Raw genomic sequence first — 25,582 nt, 5'->3', positions numbered from 1 at the left:
CCGGGAGAGTGCGATGTATACGGGCCAGTGTTTGTGTGGCGAGATCAAGTTTGAATACGATGGCCCGCTTGGCCCCATCGCGTTGTGCCATTGCAGCCAGTGTCGCCGTGCCCACGGCAGTGCCTTTTCGGCCAGTGCGCCGGTTCAGAAAGTGCGTTTTCACTTTACCCGGGGCGAAGACAAGGTGACCGAATTCGAGTCTCGTCCAGGCAAGTACCGGGCCTTCTGCAGCTGCTGTGGCAGCCAGTTATACAGCCGGGTAGACGCCATTCCCGGTATTCTGCGTTTGCGCATCGGCGTGCTTGACGAACCGGTCGGCAAGAAAGCGGCCCAGCATGTTTATGTGGGTTCGAAGTCTGACTGGTTCGATATTACCGATGATCTTCCGCAGTTCGAGAAAACCGAAAGAACCAACGATCCGCACTGACCGTCTATTTCGCCGGAACCATTCGGTAAACCTTGCCCCTTGGTGAATCTGTCAGTAACCAGAGGGCACCATCTGGCCCCATGCGTACATCCCGGATGCGCTCGCCCAGCTCGGTGAGCAAATCTTCCTCTTTGGTAACCTTCCCGCCATCAAGGCTCAGGCGCACCAGTTTGCGCATTTTCAGCGCACCAACAAACACATCACCTTGCCACTGGGGAAACAGCTCTCCGGTATAGAACGCCATGCCCGATGGCGCGATGGAAGGATCCCAATAGTGCAGGGGATCAGCCACGCCCTCCATGGTGGTTCTGCTGGAAATCGGAACGCCGGAGTAATCGATGCCGTAGGTCACCTTCGGCCAGCCGTAATCGTTGCCAGCCCTGATGATGTTGATTTCATCGCCACCCCGGGGACCGTGTTCGTGGCTCCACACCTCGCGGGTGTCCGGGTGCAGGGTCATGCCCTGAATGTTGCGGTTGCCGTAGGTGAAGAAGGTGTCGTTGATGTCCGAATTGCTGAGGAAGGGATTGTCAGGTGCGGGTTCTCCGTTAATGGTGATGCGGTGCACGCCACCGGCGTCGTCCCGGGTGTCCTGGGCCCGCTCCATCTCGCCGCGGTCACCAACAGAAATGTATAGATGGCCATCCTGGCCAAACACCATGCGCCCGGCAAAATGCCGGGTGGTGTTGCCTCGCGGCGAGGCTTCGAAAATCACCTCCGCATCACTCAACGCCTTGCCGTCAAACCTGGCCCGGGCTACCCGGGTGGTCATGCCCTCACGATTTCTGTGGGCATAGCTGAGAAACAGCGTCTGGTTATCTTCAAACTCCGGATGCAGCAATACATCCAGCAGGCCGCCCTGGCCGGCAACTACTAAATCCGGCACACCGGTAACCGGCTCCTTGTGCAGCTCCCCGTCGCGAATCACCCGAAGCCGGCCGGCCCTTTCGGTGACCAGTTGCGAGCCGTCTGGCAGGAAGGCGAGGCTCCAGGGGTGTTCGAGTCCCTCGGCAACGGTTTCCAGCTGAACACGCCCATTATCGGAATCAAAGGTCTGATCCGCGGTGGCCTGGGTTGCGGCGATAAAGACTCCCAAAGCCAGTGCCAGCGGTTGGTGAAGGAACATAAAAACCTCCTAGTGTGTGCTTCCAGTCGATGCTCTGGCTTTAACCATAGTACCTGGATGCCGTTTCTTCTGAACCTAAGCTCTCTGGGGTTTGTAAAAATAATCTACCAGCTATTTCAAATCATAATGATTCGCATTAATATAATTGTGTCAGGTTTTGACCTTTAATCCTCCCACTCTTGATTCGTTAAACTACGGAGTCGTTTGATGTACCGAAATCCGGAACCCCGTTTTCGCCGCAAGGCCCTGATCACCGCTATTGTGTGCACCAGCTTGTCCGGCATGGCCGCCGCGCAGGAGAACGAACCCACGGCATTGGATGCATTAGACGTGACAGCGCCCCGGAGCCAGGTTACTTCCGAGTCGACGGGCAGTTACATCAGCGGCACAACAACGTCTTCTACCAGAATGGAGTTGACCCACCGCGAAACTCCGCAGGCTGTTACCGTGATCACCCGGGAACAGATGGACGATTTCGCCCAGAACGACATCAATGACGTTCTCGAAGGCACCACCGGTGTCACCGTCGAGTCGGTGGAAACGGACCGCACTTACTACACCTCACGCGGTTTCGACATCAACAACTTCCAGTACGACGGTGTTGGCATGCCAGCGGTATACGACAACGTGCAGGGCGAGCTGGATACCGCCTTCTTTGATCGCGTGGAAGTGGTTCGGGGCGCCAACGGTTTGATGACCGGTTCCGGCAGCCCGGCCGCCACCGTCAACTTCATCCGCAAGCGCCCAACCGCAGACACCAATGCCTCGGTTGCGGTGACTGGTGGTTCCTGGGACAAAAAACGGATTGTCGGTGATGTTTCCGGTGCCGTGTCTGAATCCGGTGCGGTGCGCGGCCGTGTGGTGGCCGGTTATGAGGACAAAGGCTCCTACCTGGACCGGTATAACAACGAAAAGCAGATGTTCTACGGGGTGCTGGAAGCAGACCTGACCAATACCACGTTGCTGACCCTCGGCCACGCCATCCAGACGTCTGATACAGACAGCCCGTTGTGGGGTGCGCTGCCTCTGTTCTACTCCGATGGCTCAGCGACGGATTTTGCGCGTTCAACCAGCACGGCTTCCGACTGGTCCTACTGGGACAACACCCAGCACAACAGCTTTGTCGAATTGCGTCAGGAGCTTGCCGGCGGCTGGAGAGCCACGGGCACGGTGTTCCGTTTGGAGAATGAAAGCGAGTCCGAGCTGTTCTATCAGTACACGCCTTCTGGAGTACAGCTTAATCCGGAAACTGGCGAGGGACTCGTTGCCTATCCCAGTCAATACGATCTTGACGTGGAACAGTGGGTGGTTGATGCATACGCTACCGGTCCGTTCCAGCTGGCTAATCGTACCCATGAGCTGGTGTTGGGTGCATCCTGGTCTCGCTCAGAGACGGTGGACGAGTCCCGCTATGGCCGCGGCATCGGGGATCCATTGCCACCGCTGAATGAGTGGGATGGCAACTATCCCAAGCCCGCTTTCGATAATGGTGTTGGCGGCTCTGACTGGACCGACCGCGAAACGTCCACCTATGCTGCCGCTCGTTGGTCGCTGACCGATCAACTCACCGCCATTACAGGGCTCCGTCTGACCTGGCTGGATAACAAGGGGGAGAGCTACGGTGCAACCAAGGAAAGCAGCTACGATGCGGTAGAAACGCCGTATGCGGGCCTGATCTACGACATCAACGATGATCATTCGGTCTACGCCAGCTATACCGAGATTTTCACTCCGCAGACTGAGGTGGACATCAATCGCGATCGACTGGATCCGATTGACGGGGTCAACTATGAGCTGGGCCTGAAAAGTGAGTTTCAGAACGACCGTGTGAACACCACTATTGCTTTGTTCCAGACTGAGCAGAAGAACGTAGCTGAGGCAGCAGGAGTGTTACCCGGGACCAATGATTCTTACTACACCGCTGTGGATGGGTTGACCAGCCGGGGTGTGGAGGCCGAAATAGTGGGTGATCTCACCGACCGAATCCAGCTTTTCGCCGGTTATACCTATGTGGATATTGAGGGCAAGGATGGTAAAGGGGCCAAGTCCTTCGTGCCGGAGCATCTAGCCCAGTTACGTGCTACCTGGAAGGTGCCTGGGGTCGAAGGGTTCAAGCTTGGTGGCAAGGTACGCTGGCAGTCTGAGATTACCCAGGAACAGGGTGTTGCTACCACCGGCCCGAATGCTGGTGAGACCATCGTCACAGAACAGGGGAGCTATGCGGTGCTGGATCTGATGGCAAGCTATGATTTCGCCCGAGACTGGAATGCAACCCTGAACGTAAACAACGTTACCGAGGAGAAGTACATCGAGAGCCTGAAGAAATTTGGTGCCTCGGCCCAGGGTTTCTACGGTGAGCCGGCCAATGCCAGCCTGACCGTTTCCTGGGTGTATTAACGAGTGTCAGGGCAGCCGGCGGTACTGGCTGCCCTTATTGTTTCAGCCCATACGTTCTTTACGATAGATCCCACACGTCCCGCAATAGCCACCTCCTGGCAGTAAATATTTGAGGCAGCACCCTTTGCGCTGAGGGATGGCGCACCGCTGTTGGCTGAATTCCGCCGGAATCCAGTCAATATAGCGGTTGGCTTCGCATTTGAACTGCGCCAGCCAGCTACCGGCCTGTTTACACAACTCCTCTGGATTAACCTGGTTCCACACCACCGAATAGGGCGCCCCCAACGCCAGCCCGACACTGCTCCAATAGGCCCCCGGGCTGACACCAAAATGCTGTCGGAACACACCGTACCAATCTTGCATCTGCCCACTCAGAGACTGTAAGAACGCCTCAGGCTCCAAGCGCTCCTGTGCACTGGCTGCATATTGCCAGCGGGACTGGCCCTCTGGCCCAGATGGTTCCCGGCACAGAAAAACACGCTCGGGATTCAGGGCCACACTGCTGCCATCCCGGAACAGCCGGATCACCAGTGGTCCGATAATCTGAAGTGCCAGGCTCTGATGCAGGACAGAAAGCCGCGCCTTGCGAAGTCGCGGATGATCAGCATCCGGATAATCCTCGCGGACCTGTTGTTGCAGAAGGTCTGGATTTGCCAGTAGCTGGGCAAGGGAAAATAACGGGGGTTGTTCGCGGTTGGCGGGTGTCAGTGCGTTGTTCAGTAGCGCATTGCCATCAAGGCCGTGGCGGGCCGACAGGTTGTGGTAATCCGCCAGCCACCGCGTTGCTGCCTCAGCCGCGACCATGACGGCTCAACCCCCAAAGAAAGTACAAGCCGCCAACCAGGGCTGCCAGCAGTCCGGCGGGGAGCTGATTGGGATACACCAGAACTCGGGCCAGATAGTCTGCCAAGGAGAGCAGTAGCCCGCCGGCCAGGGCCGCGACCAGCATTTGCCGGCCCACGGTCTGCTGTCCCAGTACCCGGGCCAGGTGCGGGGCGATCAACCCGACGAAGCTTAATGGACCGATGACCACAGTCGACGCTGCTGTAAGCACGGCAGCCAGCACCAATAGCAGAAGCCGTGCCCGCGGTACCCTCAGGCCGAGGGACGAAGCCGATGTTTCACCCAGCGGCAACAGCGTAAGCGGTCGCAGGGCAAGCAACAGCAAGGCACCGAGGCTGACCACCAGTGCCAGTAAACCGAAGGCTTCGGATTCGGAGATCAGCCAGGTTGAACCGTACATCCAGTTCAGCAGGCGAGAGGCAACGGTGCCGCCAGAGGCCATTACCAGCCTCAGGCCGGCATCCATGAATACGTACAGCGCCAGGCCGCCAAGCAACAGTTGATTGCCCGCGAAGTGGTGCTTGCGGGCCAGCAGCAGTAACAGCCCCAGGGCGCCGGCGGCACCCACCGTGGCGGCGGCCAGTTGGCCAAGACGGCCAATCTCGAGTCCGGTCAGAACCAGAACTACCATCACTAACGCTGCTCCGCCGCTGATGCCCAGCAGTTCCGGGCTGCCCATGGGGTTGCCGGTCATCCGCTGGATCAGGGTGCCGGCCATACCCAGCGCCATGCCGGCGAGGATGGCGGCCATTAATCTCGGGCCTCGCCATACCCACGCGTCTGTCCACTGTGCCACGGGCGTCCAGTTCCAGCCCTCAAGGCCCGGAGACCAGCCCATGGAGAGAGTGATGGTCAGAGCCAGTATAGAGCACAGGGCTGCGGCGACCATTGCGGGATGTCGCCGGCGGGGCAGAAACCCCGCGGGGCTGCTGTCCTGACCGGGCATATGGTGCGTGTTACGGAAGCCTTGAAGTGCAAGCAGAATGATAGGCCCGCCAATCAATGCCGTGGTGGTGCCGGTAGGCACCAGCGAGCCACCATCCCAGGTGGTGGCCCACTGCGCGAGGGTATCAGCCAGCAATAGCAGGCCCCCGCCGGCCAGAGTGCTCCACAGCAGTCGTTCAGTCAGGCTCCTGGCCCCCAGCAGTCGCGCCAATACCGGTGCAGCCAGCCCCACGAAGGCCACTACGCCCACCCGGCTGACCACCACCGAGCTCATGATCACCACCAGAAACAGCGCAACAGCACGAAGCAGTGAGACTTTCGCCCCCAGTGAGTTTGCCGATGCCTGGCCGAGCTGAAGCAGCTGTAGCGGGCGCATCAGGGCCACCATCGCAGCGGCAATAACCAATACCCGGGGGAGCAGATCAAAGAAGGGGCCCCAGTTGTTCTGTACCAGGGATCCAGCGCCCCAGATAAACAGGTTGCCGAGCCATTCACCTTTCAGCAGCAGGAATGCCATGTTGATGGCGCCCAGAAAGAAGGTGACAACCAGCCCGGCCAGAATCACGGTGACCGGCGAGAAGCCGAGTCGCCAGGTGAGCACTATGACCAGGCCGATGGCGAGCAAGCCGCCGGCCACTGCGGCAAGGTCAGGACTGAAAGCCAGCAAGCCCGGCGCAAACAGGGTGGCAACCGTGACACCAAACTGGCCCCCGGCCTCCACGCCCAGAGTGGTGGGTGAGGCTAGTGGATTACCAAGCACTTGCTGGGTAACGGCCCCGGCCAGACCCAGTGCGCAGCCAATCAGTATCGCGATGGAGACCCTCGGTGCCCAGCTGAAGTGGGCCAAAACGGAGGCGTAGTTATTGCCATCAAACGTCCAGAACGCCGATATAAGTTGTGGAAGCTGTAGCTGATCGAGCCAGGGCAAGGCGCTGGTGGCCAGTGCGGCCAGCCAGAGTAGAGCGACTGCAACGGGCAGCCTGGCGGGAATTTCTGGGCGATTGGAAACGCGCAGGGTAGACTCAACGGACATTGTCGCTGCCCCCTTCAATCAGGGCGTCGGTCAGGGCAACGGCCAGGCGTTTCACCGGGTATACGCCACCGAAAGGCCAGGCAGCAGGAATCCGGTAGATCTCCTCGTCTCGCACTGGTGGCAGGTAGGTCCAGAACGGGCTGTTGGCCAGACTGTCGGCCAGCCCTGGCACCAGAGGTTCTATTACCACGATGCGGCTGTTGCTGGCATCCGCCACAGATTCCAGGCCAATGGCCGAAAAACCCCAATAGTTGCCAGGATCTGACCGAGCATTGGTAAGCCCAAGGCTTTCCAAGGCTGTCTGGAACAGACCGTTGGGGGCATAGATGCGTACATGGCGGTCATCCAGAAAGTTCACCAGAGCAACCGGTTTGTCGGTGATGCCGGCTTGTTCCAGTCGCTTCCGCTGTTGGTTCAGGGTCTGTTCGATATCGGCCAGTACCGCCTCTGCGCGATCTTTCCGACTGGTGATTTCGCCCAGCGTTGTCAGCATTTCCCGGGCCTTGTCGTACGGTCGTGCGCCTTTTTTGTACACGCTGATCACGTAGGTGGGCGCAATTCGTTCCAACAGTTCGGCCGCCGGAGCCATTTCGGTGCTGGTGACGATCAGGTCGGGTTTCAGTTCTGCAATCGCCTCGAGGCTGGGGGCGACCCGGGTGCCGACATTGGCAACACCCTCAGGCAATTCCGGTTCCTGAACCCAGGTGGCATAGCCGGCCATGTCGGCCACGCCAACGGGTGTGATACCCAGCAACAGCAGGGTTTCGGTGGCGGCCCAGTTCAGCGCGACAATGCGCTCAGGGGGTTCGTCAAGGGTTAGCGTGCCGCCTTCGTGTTGCCAGGTCTGGGCCGCTCCTGCAATCGGCAGCAGAAGGAGCAGGGCGCCGAGCAACAGGGATTTCGGGTTAGTGGACATAGGAAACCCATTGCCCCGGTGCCCGCTCCATCACGCCCATGGGAACGCTGTAAATCGATTCCAGAATCTGGCTGTCCATGATCTCTGCCGGCGTGCCATCGGCCACCACCTGGCCGGATTTCAGGGCCACCAGCCGGTCGCAGAAACGGGAGGCCAGATCGACATCGTGCAGTACCACAATCACGGTCAGTTCTCGCTGGCTGGCAAGGCGCTGTACCAGGCGCAGCGTTTCCACCTGGTGCTTCACATCCAGGGCGGAGATAGGTTCATCCAATAGCAGGCAGCGTGTTTGCTGGGCAAGTAGCATGGCAATCCAGGCCCGTTGGCGCTCACCGCCGGAGAGGGTGTCTACAGAGCGGTGTTGAAAAGGTTTTAGATCGGTATCGGCGATAGCCTGGTCAATCAGTGAGTGATCCTTCTCGCTGTATCGGCCAAGCGGGCCGCGCCAGGGGTAACGGCCCAGTGCGACCAGCTCCCTTACCGTCAGGCCATCGGTGCCGGGCGGGTGCTGGGGCAGGTAGCCGACAATCCGTGCAAAGGCGCGGGCGCCGAGGCTTTTCGCGGTTTTACCCTCAAGCCTGACTTCACCGGCACAGGCTGGAATCTGCCTGGCCAGTGATTTCAACAACGTGGATTTGCCTGAGCCGTTGTGGCCAAGCAGGGCGGTTACCTGGCCTTCGTTAAAGGCCAGGCTAATGTTTTGAAGGATAGCCGTGCTGCCAATGTGGACGGCGAGTTCGCGGACTTCGAAAAACGCGGACATTCAGATTCCCCTGTTTCTTTGGCTGGCAGGATAATCTAAATGCGAATACCTATCAATATTATCTCTGTGGCGGTGTGGCCTACTTACGCCTGCCCGGTTTGCACGCGCCATTGTGCGGCGTAGGCGCCGTTATTGTGGATCAGGCTGTTGTGGTCGCCTTCCTCGACAATCCGGCCATTCTCAACCACGGCGATGGTATCGGCATCCACAATGGTAGACAGCCGGTGGGCAATCATGATCACCGTGCGATTATGGCCAATGCGCTTGAGCGAGCGCTGGATGGCGGCTTCGGTTTCGTTGTCCACCGCACTGGTTGCTTCGTCCAACACCAGTATGGGGGGATTCTTCAGCAGCGCCCGGGCCAGTGACAGTCTTTGACGTTGGCCTCCGGACAAGCGAATGCCCCGCTCACCAACCGGTGTGTCCAGGCCTTCCGGCAGTGCCTCAATGAAGGACCAGGCTTCGGCAGTGCGAGCAGCTTCAATGATCTCTTCTTCGGCGGCATCCGGTTTGCCATAGGCCAGGTTGTCGCGGATGCTGCCCTCAAACAGGTAGACATCCTGACTGACCAGGCCAATGGCATCGCGCAGAGACTTCAGGCTCACTTCACGAATGGGTTGGCCATCAATCCGGATGTCTCCGTGGGAGGAGTCGTAGAACCGCAATAATAGCTTGATCAATGTGGACTTGCCGGAGCCGGTGGCGCCTACCAATGCCAGGGTATTGCCTGCAGGAACGTTCAGGGTAATGTCCTGTATGCCGGCGCCGCTGCCGGCGTAACGGAAGCTCACCTGATTGAATGAGACCTTTCCACGTACTGGCTGTTCGAGTGTCTTGCCGGCTTCATCCCGAACGTTTACCGGTTCGGCGAGCAGATCGAGTATCCGCCGGGTGCTGGCCATGGCCCGTTCAAACAGATCGATCACTTCCGCCAGGCCGGTCAGGGGCCAGAGCAGGCGCTGGGTGAGGAACACCAGAACCCCGTATGCGCCCACGTTCAGGCTGCCTTCCAGTGCCATCATGCCGCCAACCGTGAAGGTAGCCAGGAAACCGGCCAGAATGGCCATGCGAATCACCGGAATGAACGCCGAGCTGATGCGAATGGCGCGGCGGTTCGCATCAACATAGGCTTCGCTCGCGTCCTTCAGGCGTTTGGCTTCCCGCTGTTCGGCGGTGAAGCTCTTGATCGTGGCGATGCCACCCAGATTGTTGCCCAGGCGGCTGGAGAAGTCGCCTACTTTCTCCCTTACGTCTGCGTACAGCGGACCGGCTTTGCGCTGGAAATAGAAGGCGCCCCAGATAATCAGGGGAATCGGTGTGAACGCCAGCAGGGCAATCAGTGGCGACAGCACAAAGAACACGGCACCCACAGCTACTACGGTAACCGCTACCTGGATCATGGCATTGGCGCCGCCATCCAGGAAACGCTCCAGCTGGTTTACATCGTCGTTCATGGTGGCGACCAGTTGCCCGGAGCTGTTCGCCTCAAAGAAACTCATGTCCAGACGCTGGGCGTGTTCATAAGCGTCTTGCCGGAGATCGGACTGTAGTCGCTGGGCCAGGTTACGCCAGAGAATCTGGAACAGGTACTCAAACAGCGACTCGCCCGCCCAGATGAAGAAGGTGAGCACCGCCAGGATGGTGATTTGCTCCTGCGCAGTCTCAAAGCCCAGGCCGGCAACGAAGCTCTCCTCCTGGTTCACCACGACGTCAATGGCAACACCAATCAAAATCTCCGGAGCAATGTCGAAGAGCTTGTTGATGATCGAACAGGTAGTGGCTGCAATGATCTGCCGGCGATAGCCCCGGGCGTATCGAAGCAGTCGGCCAAGGGCGGCGACGCTGCTGGTGTGAGGGCTGTTTGACGACATAATCCGCTTCCTTCTTGCTGTGGCTGGGCTTGCCAAAGGCAGGAAGGGTAGCGGATTCTCCGTTATTTTAAAATAGAATCATTATCACTTGTGGGTGTTGCGTTGCAGCCAACGGTCGAGTTGATCGGCGAACCCCTTTCGGTCGGCCTGGCCCAAGGGTGCGGGGCCGCCGGTGACTTGACCGGCACTGCGCATTTCTTCCATGAAGTTACGCATGGCCAGGCGCTGGCGGATATTCTCTTTGGTAAAGGCCTGTCCCCGGGGGTTGAACACATCGGCACCTTTTTCGATCGCTTCCGCTGCCAGGGGGATGTCTTGGGTGATCACCAGGTCGCCTTTGCTCATCTGGTCCATGATTTCGTTGTCGGCGACGTCAAAGCCCTGGGGAACCTGGCGGCGGCTGATGTAGGAGCTCGGCGGCAGAGTGATGACGTGGTTGGCGATGAAGGTGGTCTGGACTTGCCAGCGGGTAGCGGCGCGGCAGAGGATTTCCCGGATGGGTACGGGGCAGGCGTCGGCGTCGACCCAGATTGGCATTTAACTTTCCTTCGGTAACTTGGTGTATTGTCAGTTTAACCGTTCAGTGCGGGTGCGGGTTAGTTTTGGCCCGCTGATTCCTGGTGGTGGTATAATTCGATACTCATTCAATTAACAGGAAATGATAATGTCTCAACTGCCCCCATGCCCCCAGTGTAATTCTGAATACACCTATGAGGACGGCGTTCAGCTGGTTTGCCCCGAATGTGGCCATGAGTGGACCGAAGCGGAACAGGCGGAGGCCGCAGCTGGCAAGGTGGTTCGCGATTCCAACGGCAACGAGCTTCAGGACGGTGATACGGTAACAGTGATCAAAGACCTGAAGGTGAAGGGTTCCAGCCTGGTGGTGAAAGTCGGCACCAAGGTGAAGAATATCCGGCTGGTAGATGGCGACCATGATATCGATTGCAAAGTGGATGGCGTGGGTGCCATGAAGCTTAAGTCAGAGTTTGTCAAAAAGGCCTGACCGCTTTGATGGCCATTGCCGCAACCACCCTGGCTTTTGTGGTTACCTGTAGGCTGTTGCGGCAAGGCCTGCCATATGAGCGGTGGGATGATTGAGTCTCAGGCCTGGCTGACGGCCCGCACTTGTTGATCAAGCTCTTTGGCCAGGCCGGGGTCGAGGTTCAGGGCCGCGGCCAGTTGGTCCAGCCACGCTCTTTCCATGGCGTTCTGATCATCAATCATAACGGCGCTGACCACATAGATTTCCCGGCTTGCCTGGGGGGAATCCGCGTTTTTGGCAAGCGCCTGGGCGTCCAGCGGGGCATCAAACTGTTGCTGAATCCAGTTGTGTAATTCGTCGTCTGGTCCCAGTTTTTCGATTTCCTGAGTGAGCAGTGCGCGTTCGTTGGCATCTACGTGGCCATCAGCCCGGGCCGCCATGATCATGGCCTGCAGTATCTCAAGGCCGCGCTTTTCCTGCTCGGCACCCTGCAGTTGTTCCAGTGGCCGGCCCTGCTGGGCTGGCGCTTGCTGAGGGGCGCCCTGTGCGTTGCTCTGGTAATTCTGGTAGGCCTTCCACGCCAGCGCGCCTACACCTGCAAGCGCGCCATATTTCAGCGCCGTGCCGCCCATCTTCCTGCCGCGTTTGGAACCCAGCATCAAGCCCAGAGCACCGCCGCCCAGCAGACTCTTGACATCAATCCCGCTGCCGCCATTCCCGCCAGAGACCTGGTTGCCAAGGCTGCCCATCAGGCTGTTTATATCCATTCCACCGCTGCTTCGGGATTGGCCACCTTGAGCCTGGCCCATGATCTGATTCAGTACCGACATAACGTTCATTGTTCAGCTCCTTCGAGGGGCGTTGCCCGTGTTTGCTCATTGAGTTTAGCCACAACAAACCACAACCAACATGAATCCGGGATGAACGTATTGTCAGGCGCTTGCCCGTAAAGTTCCTTTGATCATTTCCGAACCATCGTCTAAATATTAAACAGGGTGCCCGTTAGCACCCGGAGAAATCCCGCAGCGCGTAACCCGCGCCAACAACAAGACGAACCACCCCACCGCTGCCGTTGCCCGCCACAAGCAGGCTTTAGTGCAGCCAGGCTTTTATCGCGAAGCCGGGGGACAGGAGGATGGGATGAAAGAAGTCCACGAGTTTCATGTGGATAGCACCCGCTATCTGGATGATCACGGCAAGCCCCTGAGTGAGCTGCCGCCCCAGGCCGGGAACACCGACAGGGTTCTGGCCGCCTACCGCAACATGGTGCTGACCCGCACCTTCGATTCCAAAGCCATTGCCCTGCAACGTACCGGAAAATGCGGTACCTATCCCTCTGTGCTGGGGCACGAAGTGGTGGGCACGGCCATTGGCCAGGGCATGGCGAAGTCTGATGTGTTTGTGCCTTACTACCGGGACCAGGCTGCGCACATTCTGAGGGGCGTCAGCCTCAGGGAGTTGCTGCTGTACTGGGGCGGCGACGAGCGCGGCAGCGCCTGGCAGAATTGCCCGGAAGACCTGCCAGTCTCTGTACCCATTGCCACCCAGTGTTGCCATGCCGTAGGTGTGGCCTCTGCCATGAAAATTCGCGACCAGCAGCGGGCGGTGGTGTGCTGCATTGGCGATGGCGGTACCTCCAAGGGTGACTTTCTGGAAAGTATCAACCTGGCCGGTGCCTGGCACCTGCCGGTGGTGTTTGTGGTGATCAACAACCAGTGGGCGATTTCCACCCCGCGCAGCCTGCAAAGCGGCGCCGAAACCATCGCCCAGAAAGCCATCAGTGCAGGGTTGCCGGGCCACATTGTGGATGGCAACGACTACTTCGCGACGATTGAAGCACTGGACGCTGCTCTGGAGCGGGCCCATGGCGGCAAGGGCGCAACCGTGATTGAAGCGGTGACCTACCGGCTGGGCGACCACACCACCGCAGATGATGCCACCCGCTACCGCACCGCCGAAGATCTTAAACGCGCCTGGGAAAAGGATGGCATCAAGCGCCTGCAGAACTGGCTTCATGACTGCGGACACTGGAGCCCGGATAAGGAAAAAGCCCTGCAGGCGGACTGCAAGCAAGCCGTAGAACAGGCCGTGGAGGAATACCTGGCCACCGAGGCTGAGCCACCCACCGCTATGCTGGATTATCTGTTTGAAATCCTCCCCGCGGCGCTGCAACCCCAGCGTGATCAGATTGCCAACAAATACCGGGGAGGTGCAGCATGAATGCGGCAAAGCGTTCGAATGAAACCCGTGACGTGACCCTGGTGGAAACGGTCAACATGGCCCTGCACCGGGCCATGGCGGACGACGAAAACGTGGTAGTGCTGGGCGAAGACATCGCCACCAATGGCGGCGTGTTCCGCGCTACGGTGGGCCTGAAAGAGGCCTTCGGCTTCAAACGGGTGATGGATACACCGCTGGCGGAGAACCTGATCGCCGGCACCGCCATCGGTATGGCTACCCAGGGCCTGAGGCCGGTGGCAGAGTTCCAGTTCATGGGCTTTATCTACGCCGGTATGGAGCAGATTGTCAGCCACGCTGCGCGCATGCGTAACCGCACCCGGGGCCGGCTGCATTGCCCGCTGGTGTTCCGGGCCCCGTTCGGCGGCGGTATCCATGCGCCTGAACATCACTCCGAAAGCACCGAAGCCCTGTTTGCCCATATCCCCGGCCTGCGAGTGGTCATCCCCAGTTCGCCACAAAGAGCCTATGGCCTGCTGCTGGCGGCCATACGAAACCCGGACCCGGTGATTTTTCTGGAGCCCAAACGTATCTACCGGGCAGTGACCCAGAGCGTGGAGGACAACGGAGAGGCGCTGCCGCTGGATACCTGCTTCACCCTGCGCGAAGGCGATGACGTCACCCTGATCACCTGGGGTGCCTGCGTGATGGAAACCCTGCAAGCGGCCGATAAACTGGCAGAGCAGGGCGTGAGTTGCGAGGTGATCGATGTAGCCACCGTCAGCCCGCTGGACCGGGAAACCCTGCTGTGCTCGGTCGCCAAAACCGGCCGGGCGGTGATTGTCCATGAAGCCTGCCGAAATGGCGGAGTGGGCGCGGAGGTAGCCGCTTCCATTGCCGAAGCGGCTTTTCTGGACCTGCAGGCCCCGGTGGTGCGGGTAACCGGCTACGACACTGTGATGCCTTACTACCGGAACGAGCAGTATTACCTGCCTCAGGTGGAAGACATCGTAAACGCCGTTGAACAGGTGATCGCGCTCTAGGAGGCCAACCATGAAAAACTTCAAACTCCCGGACCTGGGCGAAGGCCTGCCGGAAGCTGAAATTGTCGAATGGCATATCAAGGTGGGCGATGCCGTAGAGGCGGACCAGATACTGGTCAGCGTAGAAACTGCCAAGGCCATCGTGGAAGTGCCGTCGCCGCAGGCCGGCACCATCGCCAAACTCTACGGCGAGTCCGGCGACATCATTCACACCGGCGAACCCCTGCTGGCCTTTGAAGGGGCGGGTGACGACACCGGTACGGTGGTAGGTGAGCTGAAATCCTCCGGCAAAGGGGATGGGCAGGGCGCGCAGAAAGACCAGTTCATCGTCGGCGCTGCTGCCTCCAGCAAGCGGGCCCGCGCCAACCGGGCCACTCCTGGAGTGCGGGCGCTGGCGGAGCGACTGGGTGTCAGCCTGGAAACCATCAAAGGCAGCGGCCCCGGCGGCCTGATTACCACAGACGACGTACACAAACAGGCCAGCCACCAGAAACAGCTGGGCGATGCCGAACCCTTGCGCGGCACCCGCCGCACCATGGCGAAGAACATGGCGTTGTCCCACGCCCAGGTAGTGCCAGTCTCCATTTTTGAGGATGTGGATATCGGCGACTGGAAAAAGGGCGCCGATACCACCATGCGCCTGGTCCAGGCCATCGGGAAAGCCTGCGATGCGGTGCCGGAGCTGAACTGCTGGTTTAATGGCGACAACCTGAGCCGCCAGTTACTGAGCGAGGTGCACGTAGGCATTGCCGTGGATACGCCCGAAGGTCTGTTTGTGCCGGTGCTGAGAGACATTACCCACCGTAACCTGAAAGACCTGCGCAAAGGGCTGGAGAACCTGCGGGAAGCGGTGGCCACCCGCAAGATTCCGCCCAAGGAGATGCAGGGAGCCACCATCACCCTGTCCAATTTCGGCACCATGACCGGCCAGTATGCCAACCCCATCGTCAGCCCGCCCCAGGTGGCTATCGTGGGCGCCGGGCGTATTCGGGAGAAGGTGGTGCCATATGATGGCGCTGCGACTATTCGTCGCATTCTGCCCCTGTCCCTGACCTTCGACCACCGGGCTGCCACCGGCGGCGAAGCCTCGCGGTTTCTGGGCGCGCTGGTCGATGCGCTGAAGAAAACCGGCTGAACGGGCGGGCCGGTGGTCGCCGGCCTGCTGTTCCGGCCACTTGCCATCCGGCGCGTTGGCGACAACACTAAGGGCCTTCAAATGCCTGAAACCATCACAGTGCGAGACACCATGAACCGATTCAATAAACTGACCTCCGCGTTGCTGTTGGCCTGTGCCACCCTTGCAACACCGGTACTGGCGGCTGATCATGGTAAACATGCTGGGCACAGCAAGGTCCAGATCGACAACCCCTGGAGCCGGCCAACCCCGCCCGGCACGCCCATGGGCGTGGGCTACCTGGCCATCACCAATAATGGTGAGCAGGCCATCACCCTGGTGGCGGCACAAAGCCCGAGAGCCGGCCATGTTTCCATCCACGAAACCTCCATGCACGAAGGCGTAATGCGCATGCAGCCGGTGAAGGGTGGCCTGGCCATTCCGGCCGGCGAAACCGTGGAACTGAAACCCCGCAGTTATCACCTGATGTTGGAGCAGTTACCCCAGCCCCTGGTTGAAGGCGAGAAAATTCCGGTGCAGCTGGACTTCGACGGTGCGGACGACATGGATATTGAGCTGGTGGTTCAGCCGTTGGATGGCATGCCTGTGGACCACTCGAAGATGGATCATTCCAAAATGAAACACTGAGGCGGCCTGAGGGTGTTCTGGTCCGGAAACGCTTAACGCTTCACGCAGGCAAAGATCGCGTTTCCGGACTCTCCATCCCAGGGCAAAATGCGTTCGTAGTCGTGCTCGAAGATGTGTACCTCGAACCACGGCTTCAGCAGCGCTTCGAACTCGCCGAAGCTGAGTGCCACCATCGGGTGCTCATCCTGCCAGGACTCGCAAACACCGTTGGTGTTGCGGTCAATACTCAGCCGCAATGATTGCCGCTCACCGGGGCCGGCATAGTGCCAGCCGGAACGGAAACTGAACTCGCTGCCATCATGCTGCGCTGTGTGGCTGACATACAGGTTGTTATTGATGCGGGTTTTGTCCACCGCATTGAAACAGAACAGCCCGTTTTCTGATAACGCCTGGTGGGCACTGCGGATGCAGCCTTTGAGTTTCTCGATGCCATCGCTGTAGTAGATGGAATACAGAAAGCAGGTGACCAGGTCGAACGGCTGCGCTACCTGAAACGCACACATATCCCCAACGCCGAATACCGCCTCCGGGCAACGCTGCTGCGCTACATCCAGCATCGGCTGGTTGATATCCAGCCCCTGACACTGAAAACCGTCATCCAGGAAGTGACGAATATGCGGGCCGGTACCACAGGCCAGGTCCAGGTGGCTGTTGCCTCCGTTACCGAACAACTGATGCAGGCGTCGGATACCCCGGCTTTGCGCCCGGTAGTCGATATCTGCACACATCAGGTCATAGTACCCGGACAAGTCCGTGTATAAGGCGTTGGTAGACAATGGCAAGCCTCTGCAGGATTAACTGGATCACCTCTGGCGATCAGCAGCTGCAGGGCAGGTAAGGCGCAGCGGGCGGGCGTTTCGAGGGCGGGGTATGGTACCGAATTTGCCCGTTAGCCGGTAGCACTTCCAGAAGCGGTTTCCGACTTATATTGACGGGTGGCATAAAGTCATTGTGGTCACTCTCCTTCGCTATTACGGCACCGCCTTGCACCTCGGGGCGTTGCGGCGGTTCTGAATTGAATGCAGAATGCCGTAACGGTTTAATCTGCTATTCAACAGCCCCGAGAGTGGAGTGCAGCTATGTCGCCAAAGGATATTGTGGCGCAGTTTATTTCAGACATTCACGCCCAGCGTTTTGACGAGGCCAAGACCCTGTTGGCGGAGGATGACTTTGAATATGTGGGGCCCAACATGCGCTTCCTCAGCCGGGACGACATGCTCGCTTACCAGTTCGGCATGGCCGCTATCCAGAAAGACCTTGTGCTGCGGCAGCTAAGCGCAGACGGCGAGCACGTGTTTGCGATCCTGGACTACCGGACGCATTTTGAACCCATCGGAGATGTGCGGCTTGCGGTATGGTTTCGCGTTCGTGATGACAGAATCCATACCATGGAAACTTTCTATAACGCCGCAGTTGTAGAGAATATGTTGGGGGGTAACCTGCCAACGGCAGGCTGAACAAGGCAGGGTTCCCCTGTTCAGCCTTAGCAGACTGCCTTCAGGCACACTCCCTGAAGGCAGGTTCTGATTACTGCCTTGCGCGCTTGCGGGCAGCGCCCAGGCCAAGCAGGCCCAGACCCAGAAGTGCCATGGTGCCGGGCTCCGGCACGGGCAATTCGGTGACGTTGAGGCGAGCTAGCAGATTCACGGACGTAATGGCGTTCTCTGCAGTCAGGAAGGTTTCAAGGTCGCCTTCAAAACCGAGAAGGTCCAGGCTATAGAGGTTGTTACCCAGCTGGAAATCCGTGCTGGTTACGTATTCATCGAGAATCCAGATCTGATCGTCCACGTCTCCGGAATTCGAAACGATGTCTTGCCATTTGCCAAGACAGAGACCAAAAAAGGGAATTCCAAGGCACCACTGCCCTGTGACTTCTGGCGCTGTGTTGGGCGTTTCGTCGTGGGCAAAGACGAACGTGCCCGATGAGCCGCCATTATCACCAAACCCGTCAAAGCCAAGATTGACCGCCAGGTCCACCCCGGTAATGCCATCACCGGTAACCGGCTTGTTGATGTGAGTCAGGCTGCCCAGCACAAAGGCATCGCTGTCCAGAATGGTCTGAGGCAGCGGAGACGTACCATTGAAGTTATAGCCACTCTGGCCGGCGCCTGAGCTGTACCCCCAGCGAATCTGGCTGGTGCCTTCACCGTTGACGTTGGAACCGCCAACGGCATTTTCAAAGCTTCCGGATACAGAGGTCAGGTTAACTGGAAAGGCAAACGCAGCGCTGGCGGTCAGTGCGGTTGCAGTTGCGACTAAGGCTTTTGCTAGCATTTTCATTATTCGTTCCTTCGTTTTGAGTGAGTCCGTTCTCGTTTAGCAAGTTAAGTGCCATTTCTTTAGGTTATTGATTTGTGGCTGTTTTTATGAGGCCCTGAAAATATGTGTCAATTAACCTGACATTTGCGTTGTTCTTAGGCTGTTCCAGCGCTGCTTATCGCTGCTGGGAGCGGTAATGTGTCCACATTATTTACAGTATTTTGGTCGCGCCTGGACTGTAGCGATCTCTCGTTGCCATACGGTAATGCTCCCGGCATGAAGAAACCGGCAAGCCGTGCTATCAATTGAGAGGGATTATTATTTTCTTCTGAAGGAATGGGCATGGCTTACTGGTTGGTGGACAGCCCGGGTTCTGGCGATGGCTCTCGCGACAGCGATTTCTGGCTGAAGCACCTGCGCGAGCAGGGCATAAATGAGGTAACCGTTTGCAAGCTGGGTGATGCCGAAAATTGGATTCGTCATGTGTCTGAAGGCGACTGCCTGATGGCTGCAGGTGGTGATGGCACGGTGAACGGGGTGGCTTCGCTGTGCCTGCGTACCGGGGCGACCCTGGCGGTTCTGCCATCAGGCACTGCTAATGACTTCGCCCGAAACCTGGGCCTTCCTGAGGATCCTTCAGAGGTTGTTCGGCTGGTGGCAGAGGGTGGCTCGCAACGGATTGATGTGGCGGAGTTTTCAGATCGCATTTATTTGAACGTGGCTCACATCGGGCTTGGAACCTTGCCCTCCCGAAAAGCCAGTTCCCCAACCAAGCAAGCTTTGGGCAAGTTCAGCTACCTGGCCACCCTGTTTCAGCAGGTGGGTGCCAAGCGGGGCTTCCGGGCCAGGATTCAGACGGATCGCTCATCGCTCGAAGGCCGCTGGCTCTCCATTGCGGTTGCCACGGGAGCCTACTTTGGCGGCGGCCAGGAAATACCGGAAGCCTCGGCTGACGATGGACTGCTGGATATCATTGCTATACGCCCCCGCCCGCTAGCCCAGTTGTTACTGACCTTCCTGACGGTCCGATTGAACCGGAAAACGCCCCGGAGAACCAGCACGGTTATTCAAGTCAAAGGCAAGTGGTGCCAGATAGACACCCAGCAGCCCAGAACCGTAACCGTAGACGGTGATGTAGCCGGCAAAACGCCCTTTCGGGCGACTTGCCGGCCGGGTGCTATCCGGGTGATTGGCAAGAGGGTAGTGCATACCGGCGAGCAGCCGGCATCGGGTTAGACTGAAATGCCGGCTTTACGGGCCCGGGCCGCGTGCAGCTTTTTGTAGCTCTCGATCATCTTCAGGTGGCGGTCGAGGCCGCGCAGGTCCATGCCGGTTTCTTCAAGGCCATAGAAACGCACGGTGCCGTTGATGGAACCTTCGACGGCATCCATCACCTCGTTGCCGAACATGCGGCGGAAGTTGTAGAGGTAGTCTTCCAGCTCCAGTTCTTCGTTCAGCGTAGCTTCCAGGGCTGCGTTCATGGCCTGGTAAAACAGGCCGCGTTCAACGGTGTTGTCGTTGAACTGCAGGAACATCTCCACGAGCTCCCGGGCTTCTTCCAGTTCACCCAGCGCCAGGTAGATCAGCAGTTTCAGTTCCAGAATGGTGAGCTGGCCCCCCACGGTGTTTTCATCGAACTCGATACCGGTGAGAGTGACGATGGTCATGTACACGTCCAGCTCGGCCTCTTCCAGCCGCTCCACCAGGCTGGTTAGTTCGTCCTCATCCAGGCGGTGAAGATTGAGGATGTCTTCCCGGAATTCCAGCGCCATGTTGGTGTTGTCCCAAACCAGGTCTTCCACCGGGTACACCTCGGAATAGCCGGGTACCAGGATGCGGCACACCGGCGCACCCAGATAATCGAAGCCGGCTACGTAGCACTCCTTGCCCATATCCGCGAGCATCTGGAACAGGGTGGCCGCTTCTTCTTCGTTGCTGCCGGAGAAGTCCCATTCCACGAAGTCATAGTCAGACCTGGCACTGAAGAAACGCCAGGACACGACACCGCTGGAATCGATAAAGTGCTCCACGTAGTTGTTGGGCTCGGTCACCGCCATGGAGTTGAAGGTGGGGGCGGGCAGGTCGTTCAGGCCTTCAAAACTGCGGCCCTGCAGCAGTTCGGTCAGGCTGCGTTCCAGCGCTACGTGGAAGCTGGGGTGAGCGCCAAAGGAGGCGAACACGCCGCCGGTTTTCGGGTTCATCAAGGTTACGCACATCACCGGGAACTGGCCGCCCAGAGAGGCGTCTTTTACCAGAACCGGGAAGCCCTGTTCTTCCAGGGCCTTGATGCCTTCGACAATCCCCGGGTATTTGGCCAGTACGCTGTCCGGCACATCCGGCAGGGCGATTTCGTTTTCGATGATTTCTTTTTTCACTGCCCGTTCGAAGATCTCGGACAGGCACTGCACCTGTGCTTCCTGCATCGTGTTGCCGGCGCTCATGCCGTTGCTCAGATACAGGTTTTCGATCAGGTTGGAGGGGAAATACACGGTTTCCCCATCGGAATGGCGCACGTAGGGAATGCTGCAGATGCCCCGCTCCGGGGTGCCGGAGTTGGTGTCGAACAGGTGGGTGCCCAGCAGTTCGCCATCGGGGTTGTAGATGGCCAGGCAATGGTCGTCCAGGATACCTTCGGGCAGCTCGCCTTCCGGCCCCGGCTGGAACCATTTCTCGTTCGGGTAATGCACGAACTCGCTGTTGGCGATGTCCTGGCCGAAGTACTGGTCATTGTAGAAGAAGTTGCAGTTCAGGCGCTCAATAAACTCGCCCAGGGCCGAGCACAACGCGGCTTCCTTGGTGGCACCCTTGCCGTTGGTGAAGCACATATGGGCGGCGGTATCGCGCACGTGTAGGGACCAAACATTGGGCACGATGTTGCGCCAGGAGGCAATCTCGATCTTCATACCGAGATCCGCCAGGATGCCGCTCATGTTGGCAATGGTCTGTTCCAGCGGCAGGTCTTTGCCTTCGATGTAGGTGCTGGAGTCTCCGCCCGGGGCGGCAGTCAGCAGGGCCTGGGCGTCTTCGTCCAGGTTCTCCACCACTTCAATCTGGAAATCCGGGCCGGTTTGCACCACCTTTTTGACCGTGCAGCGGTCGATGGAGCGGAGGATGCCCTGACGATCCTTTTCGGAAATGTCTTCCGGCAGTTCCACCTGAATCTTGAAAATCTGCTTGTAGCGGTTTTCCGGGTCTACAATGTTGTTCTGCGACAGCCGGATGTTGTCTGTGGGAATATCCCGGGCATTGCAGTAAACCTTCACAAAGTAGGCTGCGCACATGGCCGATGAGGCCAGGAAGTAGTCAAACGGGCCAGGCGCCGAGCCATCGCCTTTGTAGCGGACGGGCTGGTCTGAGATGACGGTAAAATCGTCAAACTTGGCCTCAAGCCTCAGGTTGTCGAGATAATTGACTTTGATTTCCATGGGCAGCTTACCGGATTCAGAAATATGAGCAGTTTACGCGGAATAGACGAGGTGATCCCCGATGCGCGGGATGGTCTCACAAAAACGGAACGGACGATACTTTACGTCCTGAGCGAGACCCAGAAGGAATTGGGCGGCCGTAATGTGCCGACGGTAATGCTGTATGGCCGGGTGCTGGAGTATGTGAACATCAGCGTGGACGAGCTGCACCTGTACCTGGATCGCCTCGGTGTGAAAGGAGACGGGCTTTAGAGCTGGTGAGCGCTGAAGTCCCTTGGGTCTATCCGGTAATAGCCGCACATCGCCTTGTAGACCTCCGGTTGTACCTCCAGCAGGTGTTCCGGTTGCTGAAAGAAGGTTTCCGTCAGCACCGCAAAGAATTCCGCAGGTTCGGTGGCGCCGTATGGGTCCAGCCAGGGTTTATGGTGGTGTTCCAGCCGGTGTTGCAGGTGGTCCCACGCCCTGGTCATGGTTTCCTGCCAATGCTTTGCGTCTTGCCCGCTCAGTGGCGGAGCCCCGTCTGCCGAGCCATCCAGGTAATCCAGCTGATGGGCGAATTCGTGAAGAATTACATTGTGCGGGCCATGAGGATTGGCGATGGCTTGTTCACACTGGCTCCAGGCCAGAATCACCCGGCCGTGAGACCAGGCCTCCCCGGCCCGGGTTTCTTCACTGGTACTGACCACCAGGCCATCGCTGTCGGTGTCCTGTACCCGGTAGATATCGGGGTAGACCAGAATGCTCTTTACATCGTCGTAGTTCGAGAAGGCTCGTTCCAGCAATAACAGGCAGGCATGACCGGCGATGGTCACCCGTACCCTGTCATCGATGTGAAAGCCTGCGCATTCGTAGAACTCCTTTTCTGCGATAAACAGCTGAACCAGGTTCTCCAGCCGGGATTTGTGGCTGGTGGAGAGCCGGTTATAGATGGGGACATTGTCCTTGAGGTGGCGCCGCCAGGGCTCAGGGAAGGGCTGTTGCAGTTCTCGCTGGCGTCGCCAGTTGCGGTAGAAGAACAGGTAAAAGACCGTTCCGGAAAGCAGAAGGATAGCGGCCAGGGAAAAGATCAGTGCGGGAGACATGGGTAGGTCTGTTCAATGGTCATGATTCAGCCTGTGCAGTTGCAGGTCTTTCTCCAAACGGTAAGTGTCAAAATCCCGGGCCAGGAAAAGTTGGCCCTTGAAGTGCTGCAACGCCTCGGCGGCGAGCTGATTGATATGAGGCGTGCCCCCCGGGGCGGACTGGTAACGGGAGCTGAAGTGGGTGAGTACCAGGTTGGGGAGCTTTACGCTCTGGGCAAACCGGGCGACCTGCTGCGCCGAGCTGTGTTGGGGCCATGGGCCGACCCGGTCGGCGACGTCCTGGGTGTAAGTCGCTTCGTGGATGAGTACATGAGTTCCCTGGCTGGCCTCTTTCAAAAGCTCTGGTGTGTCATTATCACCACCCACAATGATGCGCCGGGCGGTTCTGGGTATCTCCGTGTAGTCATCGCTCCTCAACAACCGGCCGTCATCCAGCAGCACGTCCTTGCCCTTCTGCAGATCGCCCCAGGATGGACCAGCCTCTATGCCGTCCGCCGTCAGTTTCTCCTGCCTTAGCTGGCGCTCCAGATTTCGTTCAGTAAAGACATAAGCGCGACAGGCAACCCGGTGCGAAAGCGCCACGTTGGTAACCCCCACGTTGTCATCCTGCCAGTAAAAATCGTGCGCTTCGGAATTGATGAAGTTCAGCGGGTAGCTCAGGCTGGAGTCGCTGTTGTCGATGGTGGCCTCTATGAACCGCCGTACCTGGGGCGGGGCGATAATGTCCAGGGGCTCTGTGCGGCCAAGCATGGAGGCACTGGTGAGCAGCCCGGGCAGGCCAAAGATGTGATCACCGTGAATGTGGGTGATAAAAATCGCCCGCAACTGCATCACCGAATAGCGGGTGCGCATCAGCTGGTGCTGGGTGCCTTCTCCGCAATCGATCAGGTACCAGGGTTTGGGACCGGACCGGCAAAGGGCCAGCCCGGTGACGTTACGTGACCGGGTTGGTGTTCCGGCAGATGTGCCCAGGAAAGTAAATTCCATCGTGCCTCGTTTCGCGGTAATGTGCCCCCTAATAATACGAAACCCTGCTCTGAGATGATACGGAACCCATCATGTCTGAACTCGCAAACTACGAAAGCTTTAACATCGAAGTAAAAGACCACATCGCCCACGTACAGTTCAGCCGTCCTGAAGCGCTGAACTCCATGAACAAGGCGTTCTGGCTGGAGTTGCCCCGCTGCGTGCAGGACATCGAAGCCAACACAGACGCCCGGGTGATTGTGATCTCCTCCACCGGCAAGCACTTTTCCGCCGGTATGGACCTTGGTGTGTTTTCTGATCCGAAATCCGTGCCAATGAGCGGTGATCCGGGCCGTATGGCCGAGAACCTTCGCCGCGTTGTCTTGCAGTTGCAAGATACCCTGAGCTCTCTGGAAAAAGTACGCCTGCCGGTGCTGGCGGCGGTTCACGGCGGCTGCATTGGCGGCGCGCTGGATCTGGTGTGTGCCGCTGACAGCCGTTACTGCACGGCGGATGCCTACTTCACCATCAAGGAAACTGAGCTGGGAATGACCGCCGATGTAGGCACCCTGCAGCGTTTGCCCAAGCTGATGCCCGAAGGCGTAGTGCGGGAGCTGGCCTACACCGGCCGCAAATTCGGCGCCGAAGAGGCCCAACGTCTTGGTTTCGTGAATACCGTTTACGAGAACCAGGAAGCCATGCTGGAAGGTGTGATGGCCATTGCTGCCCAGATTGCGGCCAACTCGCCGCTGGCGGTGACCGGCTGTAAGGAAATGATCAATTTCAGCCGTGATCACAGTGTGGAAGACAGCCTGAAGTACATGGCTACCTGGCAGGCCGGCATGTTCCGTCCTGGAGACATGATGAAATCCTTCCAGGCCAAGGCCCAGAAACAGGCTCCGAGCTACGATGCCCTGTTCCCCGTCAAGGATCTGTTCGACAACTGATCCATGCCTGAACGCGGAAGTCCCTCCATGCCTTCAGCCACCGCCCTGCTGTTTCAGGGCGGTATTGGTTTAATCGGCCTGTTTGCTGTCTGGCTGTTTGAGATCCCACTGCTTCTTGATGGCCTGAATGCTGTTGAGGTGGCGCTGTTCGGCACAGTGGGGGCGGTTGGTACCTACCTGGTGCTGGTGTTGTTATCCCGCGTGCCCTGGCTTTTTCCGGATAACCTGAGCAGCCAGATGCAAGCGCTCTATAACTTTGCCGCCGGTTATCGCTGGCCGGTACTTGTGGCGTTGTCGGTGCTGGCGGGTGTCGGGGAAGAGTTGTTGTTTCGCGGGGCCATTCAGGGCTGGCTGCTGCAGCACACTGGCCCCTGGACAGCGGTTATTGCGGCTTCCGTGTTGTTCGGCCTGGTGCACTATGTTTCGTTCACCTATTTCGTGATGGCCACGGGCCTGGGCGCAGTATTGGGCGCTGCCTACCAATACAGCCAGAGCCTGGCGCTGGTCATGGCCTGGCATGCGCTGTACGACATGGTCGCGCTCTATTGTCTGCTGCGTTATCCCCACTGGTTTGGTGTTCGCCGGCCCCGGCCCTGAACCAGATGAGTTCCCACCTG

At 58.6% G+C, this 25,582-nt stretch carries 25 protein-coding genes; 12 read left to right on the top strand and 13 right to left on the bottom strand.

Annotated elements, in window-relative coordinates; translation table 11 throughout:
- Positions 1-13: 13 nt before the first annotated feature.
- A complete protein-coding gene (locus AQ621_RS03350; RefSeq protein ID WP_022988618.1) occupies positions 14-427 on the top strand; it encodes a GFA family protein in 414 nt (137 codons plus the stop codon).
- Between the two features lie 4 nt (positions 428-431).
- On the opposite strand, the gene AQ621_RS03345 is transcribed toward AQ621_RS03350, so the two are convergent.
- Positions 432-1,553: a PQQ-dependent sugar dehydrogenase gene (locus tag AQ621_RS03345; RefSeq protein WP_082640877.1), complete on the bottom strand. Its 1,122-nt coding sequence runs from the start codon at positions 1,551-1,553 to the stop codon at positions 432-434.
- 207 nt (positions 1,554-1,760) lie between these two features.
- On the opposite strand from AQ621_RS03345, the gene AQ621_RS03340 reads away from it, so the two are divergent.
- Positions 1,761-3,950 carry a TonB-dependent siderophore receptor gene (locus AQ621_RS03340; RefSeq protein WP_058340261.1) on the top strand — a complete coding sequence of 730 codons (2,190 nt, stop codon included), beginning with the start codon at positions 1,761-1,763 and terminating at the stop codon, positions 3,948-3,950.
- Between the two features lie 42 nt (positions 3,951-3,992).
- Here AQ621_RS03340 and AQ621_RS03335 read toward each other — a convergent pair whose 3' ends face one another.
- The 6 genes from AQ621_RS03335 to AQ621_RS03310 all read right to left on the bottom strand — a co-directional run bounded on the left by AQ621_RS03335 (position 3,993) and on the right by AQ621_RS03310 (position 10,858).
- The gene (locus AQ621_RS03335; protein WP_058340260.1) at positions 3,993-4,754 is read right to left on the bottom strand and encodes a (2Fe-2S)-binding protein; all 762 of its coding nucleotides are present in this window, start codon (positions 4,752-4,754) and stop codon (positions 3,993-3,995) included.
- Complete coding sequence (gene fhuB / locus AQ621_RS03330) at positions 4,741-6,771, bottom strand: Fe(3+)-hydroxamate ABC transporter permease FhuB (protein ID WP_058340259.1); 2,031 nt, start codon at positions 6,769-6,771, stop codon at positions 4,741-4,743. The genes AQ621_RS03335 and fhuB overlap by 14 nt, the downstream gene beginning before the upstream one ends.
- Positions 6,761-7,687: an iron-siderophore ABC transporter substrate-binding protein gene (locus tag AQ621_RS03325; protein ID WP_058340258.1), complete on the bottom strand. Its 927-nt coding sequence runs from the start codon at positions 7,685-7,687 to the stop codon at positions 6,761-6,763. The genes fhuB and AQ621_RS03325 overlap by 11 nt, the downstream gene beginning before the upstream one ends.
- Complete coding sequence (locus tag AQ621_RS03320) at positions 7,677-8,450, bottom strand: ABC transporter ATP-binding protein (protein ID WP_058340257.1); 774 nt, start codon at positions 8,448-8,450, stop codon at positions 7,677-7,679. The genes AQ621_RS03325 and AQ621_RS03320 overlap by 11 nt, the downstream gene beginning before the upstream one ends.
- A gap of 83 nt (positions 8,451-8,533) precedes the next feature.
- Positions 8,534-10,321, bottom strand: a complete 1,788-nt coding sequence (locus AQ621_RS03315; protein WP_058340256.1) for an ABC transporter ATP-binding protein — start codon at positions 10,319-10,321, stop codon at positions 8,534-8,536.
- Positions 10,322-10,405: 84 nt separating this feature from the next.
- Positions 10,406-10,858: a YaiI/YqxD family protein gene (locus AQ621_RS03310; protein WP_058340255.1), complete on the bottom strand. Its 453-nt coding sequence runs from the start codon at positions 10,856-10,858 to the stop codon at positions 10,406-10,408.
- A 127-nt stretch (positions 10,859-10,985) separates the two neighbouring features.
- On the opposite strand from AQ621_RS03310, the gene AQ621_RS03305 reads away from it, so the two are divergent.
- Complete coding sequence (locus AQ621_RS03305) at positions 10,986-11,324, top strand: zinc ribbon domain-containing protein YjdM (protein ID WP_058340254.1); 339 nt, start codon at positions 10,986-10,988, stop codon at positions 11,322-11,324.
- A gap of 98 nt (positions 11,325-11,422) precedes the next feature.
- On the opposite strand, the gene AQ621_RS03300 is transcribed toward AQ621_RS03305, so the two are convergent.
- On the bottom strand, positions 11,423-12,142 hold the full coding sequence (locus AQ621_RS03300; RefSeq protein ID WP_058340253.1) for a tellurite resistance TerB family protein: 720 nt from the start codon (positions 12,140-12,142) through the stop codon (positions 11,423-11,425).
- A gap of 301 nt (positions 12,143-12,443) precedes the next feature.
- Here AQ621_RS03300 and pdhA point away from each other — a divergent pair, with 301 nt between their 5' ends.
- The 4 genes from pdhA to AQ621_RS03280 all read left to right on the top strand — a co-directional run bounded on the left by pdhA (position 12,444) and on the right by AQ621_RS03280 (position 16,286).
- Positions 12,444-13,523: a pyruvate dehydrogenase (acetyl-transferring) E1 component subunit alpha gene (gene pdhA / locus AQ621_RS03295; protein WP_058340252.1), complete on the top strand. Its 1,080-nt coding sequence runs from the start codon at positions 12,444-12,446 to the stop codon at positions 13,521-13,523.
- A complete protein-coding gene (locus tag AQ621_RS03290; RefSeq protein WP_058340251.1) occupies positions 13,520-14,524 on the top strand; it encodes an alpha-ketoacid dehydrogenase subunit beta in 1,005 nt (334 codons plus the stop codon). Before pdhA ends, AQ621_RS03290 begins: the two co-directional genes overlap by 4 nt.
- Before the next feature lie 10 nt (positions 14,525-14,534).
- A complete protein-coding gene (locus AQ621_RS03285) occupies positions 14,535-15,659 on the top strand; it encodes a dihydrolipoamide acetyltransferase family protein (protein WP_058340250.1) in 1,125 nt (374 codons plus the stop codon).
- Positions 15,660-15,770: 111 nt separating this feature from the next.
- On the top strand, positions 15,771-16,286 hold the full coding sequence (locus AQ621_RS03280) for a copper chaperone PCu(A)C (RefSeq protein ID WP_058340448.1): 516 nt from the start codon (positions 15,771-15,773) through the stop codon (positions 16,284-16,286).
- Positions 16,287-16,318: 32 nt separating this feature from the next.
- Here the strand turns inward: AQ621_RS03280 and AQ621_RS03275 are convergent, their stop codons facing one another.
- Positions 16,319-17,062 carry a class I SAM-dependent DNA methyltransferase gene (locus AQ621_RS03275; RefSeq protein WP_058340249.1) on the bottom strand — a complete coding sequence of 248 codons (744 nt, stop codon included), beginning with the start codon at positions 17,060-17,062 and terminating at the stop codon, positions 16,319-16,321.
- 303 nt (positions 17,063-17,365) lie between these two features.
- On the opposite strand from AQ621_RS03275, the gene AQ621_RS03270 reads away from it, so the two are divergent.
- Positions 17,366-17,743, top strand: coding sequence for a nuclear transport factor 2 family protein (locus AQ621_RS03270; RefSeq protein ID WP_058340248.1), 378 nt, complete (start codon positions 17,366-17,368; stop codon positions 17,741-17,743).
- 70 nt (positions 17,744-17,813) lie between these two features.
- Here AQ621_RS03270 and AQ621_RS03265 read toward each other — a convergent pair whose 3' ends face one another.
- On the bottom strand, positions 17,814-18,566 hold the full coding sequence (locus AQ621_RS03265; RefSeq protein ID WP_058340247.1) for a THxN family PEP-CTERM protein: 753 nt from the start codon (positions 18,564-18,566) through the stop codon (positions 17,814-17,816).
- A 321-nt stretch (positions 18,567-18,887) separates the two neighbouring features.
- On the opposite strand from AQ621_RS03265, the gene AQ621_RS03260 reads away from it, so the two are divergent.
- Entirely contained in the window at positions 18,888-19,781 is an 894-nt protein-coding gene (locus AQ621_RS03260) for a diacylglycerol/lipid kinase family protein (protein WP_058340246.1), read from the top strand.
- Here the strand turns inward: AQ621_RS03260 and AQ621_RS03255 are convergent.
- Entirely contained in the window at positions 19,778-21,970 is a 2,193-nt protein-coding gene (locus tag AQ621_RS03255) for an OsmC domain/YcaO domain-containing protein (RefSeq protein ID WP_058340245.1), read from the bottom strand. The genes AQ621_RS03260 and AQ621_RS03255 overlap by 4 nt on opposite strands.
- A gap of 24 nt (positions 21,971-21,994) precedes the next feature.
- Between AQ621_RS03255 and AQ621_RS03250 the strand changes: the two genes are divergently transcribed.
- On the top strand, positions 21,995-22,222 hold the full coding sequence (locus tag AQ621_RS03250; RefSeq protein WP_022988633.1) for a hypothetical protein: 228 nt from the start codon (positions 21,995-21,997) through the stop codon (positions 22,220-22,222).
- Here AQ621_RS03250 and AQ621_RS03245 read toward each other — a convergent pair.
- Together AQ621_RS03245 and AQ621_RS03240 are read right to left on the bottom strand one after the other, a co-directional pair.
- Positions 22,219-23,052 carry a M90 family metallopeptidase gene (locus tag AQ621_RS03245; protein WP_058340244.1) on the bottom strand — a complete coding sequence of 278 codons (834 nt, stop codon included), beginning with the start codon at positions 23,050-23,052 and terminating at the stop codon, positions 22,219-22,221. The genes AQ621_RS03250 and AQ621_RS03245 overlap by 4 nt on opposite strands.
- A 12-nt stretch (positions 23,053-23,064) precedes the next feature.
- Positions 23,065-24,039 (bottom strand): ribonuclease Z, encoded by a 975-nt coding sequence (locus tag AQ621_RS03240; protein WP_058340243.1) that lies wholly within the window; start codon positions 24,037-24,039, stop codon positions 23,065-23,067.
- Positions 24,040-24,110: 71 nt separating this feature from the next.
- On the opposite strand from AQ621_RS03240, the gene AQ621_RS03235 reads away from it, so the two are divergent.
- Positions 24,111-24,965, top strand: coding sequence for a crotonase/enoyl-CoA hydratase family protein (locus AQ621_RS03235; RefSeq protein ID WP_058340242.1), 855 nt, complete (start codon positions 24,111-24,113; stop codon positions 24,963-24,965).
- Positions 24,966-24,992: 27 nt separating this feature from the next.
- Positions 24,993-25,562 carry a CPBP family intramembrane glutamic endopeptidase gene (locus AQ621_RS03230; protein WP_058340241.1) on the top strand — a complete coding sequence of 190 codons (570 nt, stop codon included), beginning with the start codon at positions 24,993-24,995 and terminating at the stop codon, positions 25,560-25,562.
- The last annotated feature ends 20 nt before the right edge of the window (positions 25,563-25,582 follow it).

The organism is Marinobacter sp. P4B1 (genome assembly GCF_001447135.1).
Lineage (GTDB): Bacteria > Pseudomonadota > Gammaproteobacteria > Pseudomonadales > Oleiphilaceae > Marinobacter > Marinobacter vinifirmus.
This window is presented reverse-complemented; position numbering and strand designations above follow the sequence as displayed.

Excerpts from the sequence above, each read along its gene's own strand:
- AQ621_RS03350 (WP_022988618.1), top strand. The coding sequence starts at position 14 with ATGTATACGGGCCAGTGTTTGTGTGGCGAGATCAAGTTTGAATACGAT.
- AQ621_RS03345 (WP_082640877.1), bottom strand. The coding sequence starts at position 1,553 with ATGTTCCTTCACCAACCGCTGGCACTGGCTTTGGGAGTCTTTATCGCC.
- AQ621_RS03340 (WP_058340261.1), top strand. The coding sequence starts at position 1,761 with ATGTACCGAAATCCGGAACCCCGTTTTCGCCGCAAGGCCCTGATCACC.
- AQ621_RS03335 (WP_058340260.1), bottom strand. The coding sequence starts at position 4,754 with ATGGTCGCGGCTGAGGCAGCAACGCGGTGGCTGGCGGATTACCACAAC.
- fhuB (WP_058340259.1), bottom strand. The coding sequence starts at position 6,771 with ATGTCCGTTGAGTCTACCCTGCGCGTTTCCAATCGCCCAGAAATTCCC.
- AQ621_RS03325 (WP_058340258.1), bottom strand. The coding sequence starts at position 7,687 with ATGTCCACTAACCCGAAATCCCTGTTGCTCGGCGCCCTGCTCCTTCTG.
- AQ621_RS03320 (WP_058340257.1), bottom strand. The coding sequence starts at position 8,450 with ATGTCCGCGTTTTTCGAAGTCCGCGAACTCGCCGTCCACATTGGCAGC.
- AQ621_RS03315 (WP_058340256.1), bottom strand. The coding sequence starts at position 10,321 with ATGTCGTCAAACAGCCCTCACACCAGCAGCGTCGCCGCCCTTGGCCGA.
- AQ621_RS03310 (WP_058340255.1), bottom strand. The coding sequence starts at position 10,858 with ATGCCAATCTGGGTCGACGCCGACGCCTGCCCCGTACCCATCCGGGAA.
- AQ621_RS03305 (WP_058340254.1), top strand. The coding sequence starts at position 10,986 with ATGTCTCAACTGCCCCCATGCCCCCAGTGTAATTCTGAATACACCTAT.
- AQ621_RS03300 (WP_058340253.1), bottom strand. The coding sequence starts at position 12,142 with ATGAACGTTATGTCGGTACTGAATCAGATCATGGGCCAGGCTCAAGGT.
- pdhA (WP_058340252.1), top strand. The coding sequence starts at position 12,444 with ATGAAAGAAGTCCACGAGTTTCATGTGGATAGCACCCGCTATCTGGAT.
- AQ621_RS03290 (WP_058340251.1), top strand. The coding sequence starts at position 13,520 with ATGAATGCGGCAAAGCGTTCGAATGAAACCCGTGACGTGACCCTGGTG.
- AQ621_RS03285 (WP_058340250.1), top strand. The coding sequence starts at position 14,535 with ATGAAAAACTTCAAACTCCCGGACCTGGGCGAAGGCCTGCCGGAAGCT.
- AQ621_RS03280 (WP_058340448.1), top strand. The coding sequence starts at position 15,771 with ATGAACCGATTCAATAAACTGACCTCCGCGTTGCTGTTGGCCTGTGCC.
- AQ621_RS03270 (WP_058340248.1), top strand. The coding sequence starts at position 17,366 with ATGTCGCCAAAGGATATTGTGGCGCAGTTTATTTCAGACATTCACGCC.
- AQ621_RS03265 (WP_058340247.1), bottom strand. The coding sequence starts at position 18,566 with ATGAAAATGCTAGCAAAAGCCTTAGTCGCAACTGCAACCGCACTGACC.
- AQ621_RS03260 (WP_058340246.1), top strand. The coding sequence starts at position 18,888 with ATGGCTTACTGGTTGGTGGACAGCCCGGGTTCTGGCGATGGCTCTCGC.
- AQ621_RS03255 (WP_058340245.1), bottom strand. The coding sequence starts at position 21,970 with ATGGAAATCAAAGTCAATTATCTCGACAACCTGAGGCTTGAGGCCAAG.
- AQ621_RS03250 (WP_022988633.1), top strand. The coding sequence starts at position 21,995 with ATGAGCAGTTTACGCGGAATAGACGAGGTGATCCCCGATGCGCGGGAT.
- AQ621_RS03245 (WP_058340244.1), bottom strand. The coding sequence starts at position 23,052 with ATGTCTCCCGCACTGATCTTTTCCCTGGCCGCTATCCTTCTGCTTTCC.
- AQ621_RS03240 (WP_058340243.1), bottom strand. The coding sequence starts at position 24,039 with ATGGAATTTACTTTCCTGGGCACATCTGCCGGAACACCAACCCGGTCA.
- AQ621_RS03235 (WP_058340242.1), top strand. The coding sequence starts at position 24,111 with ATGTCTGAACTCGCAAACTACGAAAGCTTTAACATCGAAGTAAAAGAC.
- AQ621_RS03230 (WP_058340241.1), top strand. The coding sequence starts at position 24,993 with ATGCCTTCAGCCACCGCCCTGCTGTTTCAGGGCGGTATTGGTTTAATC.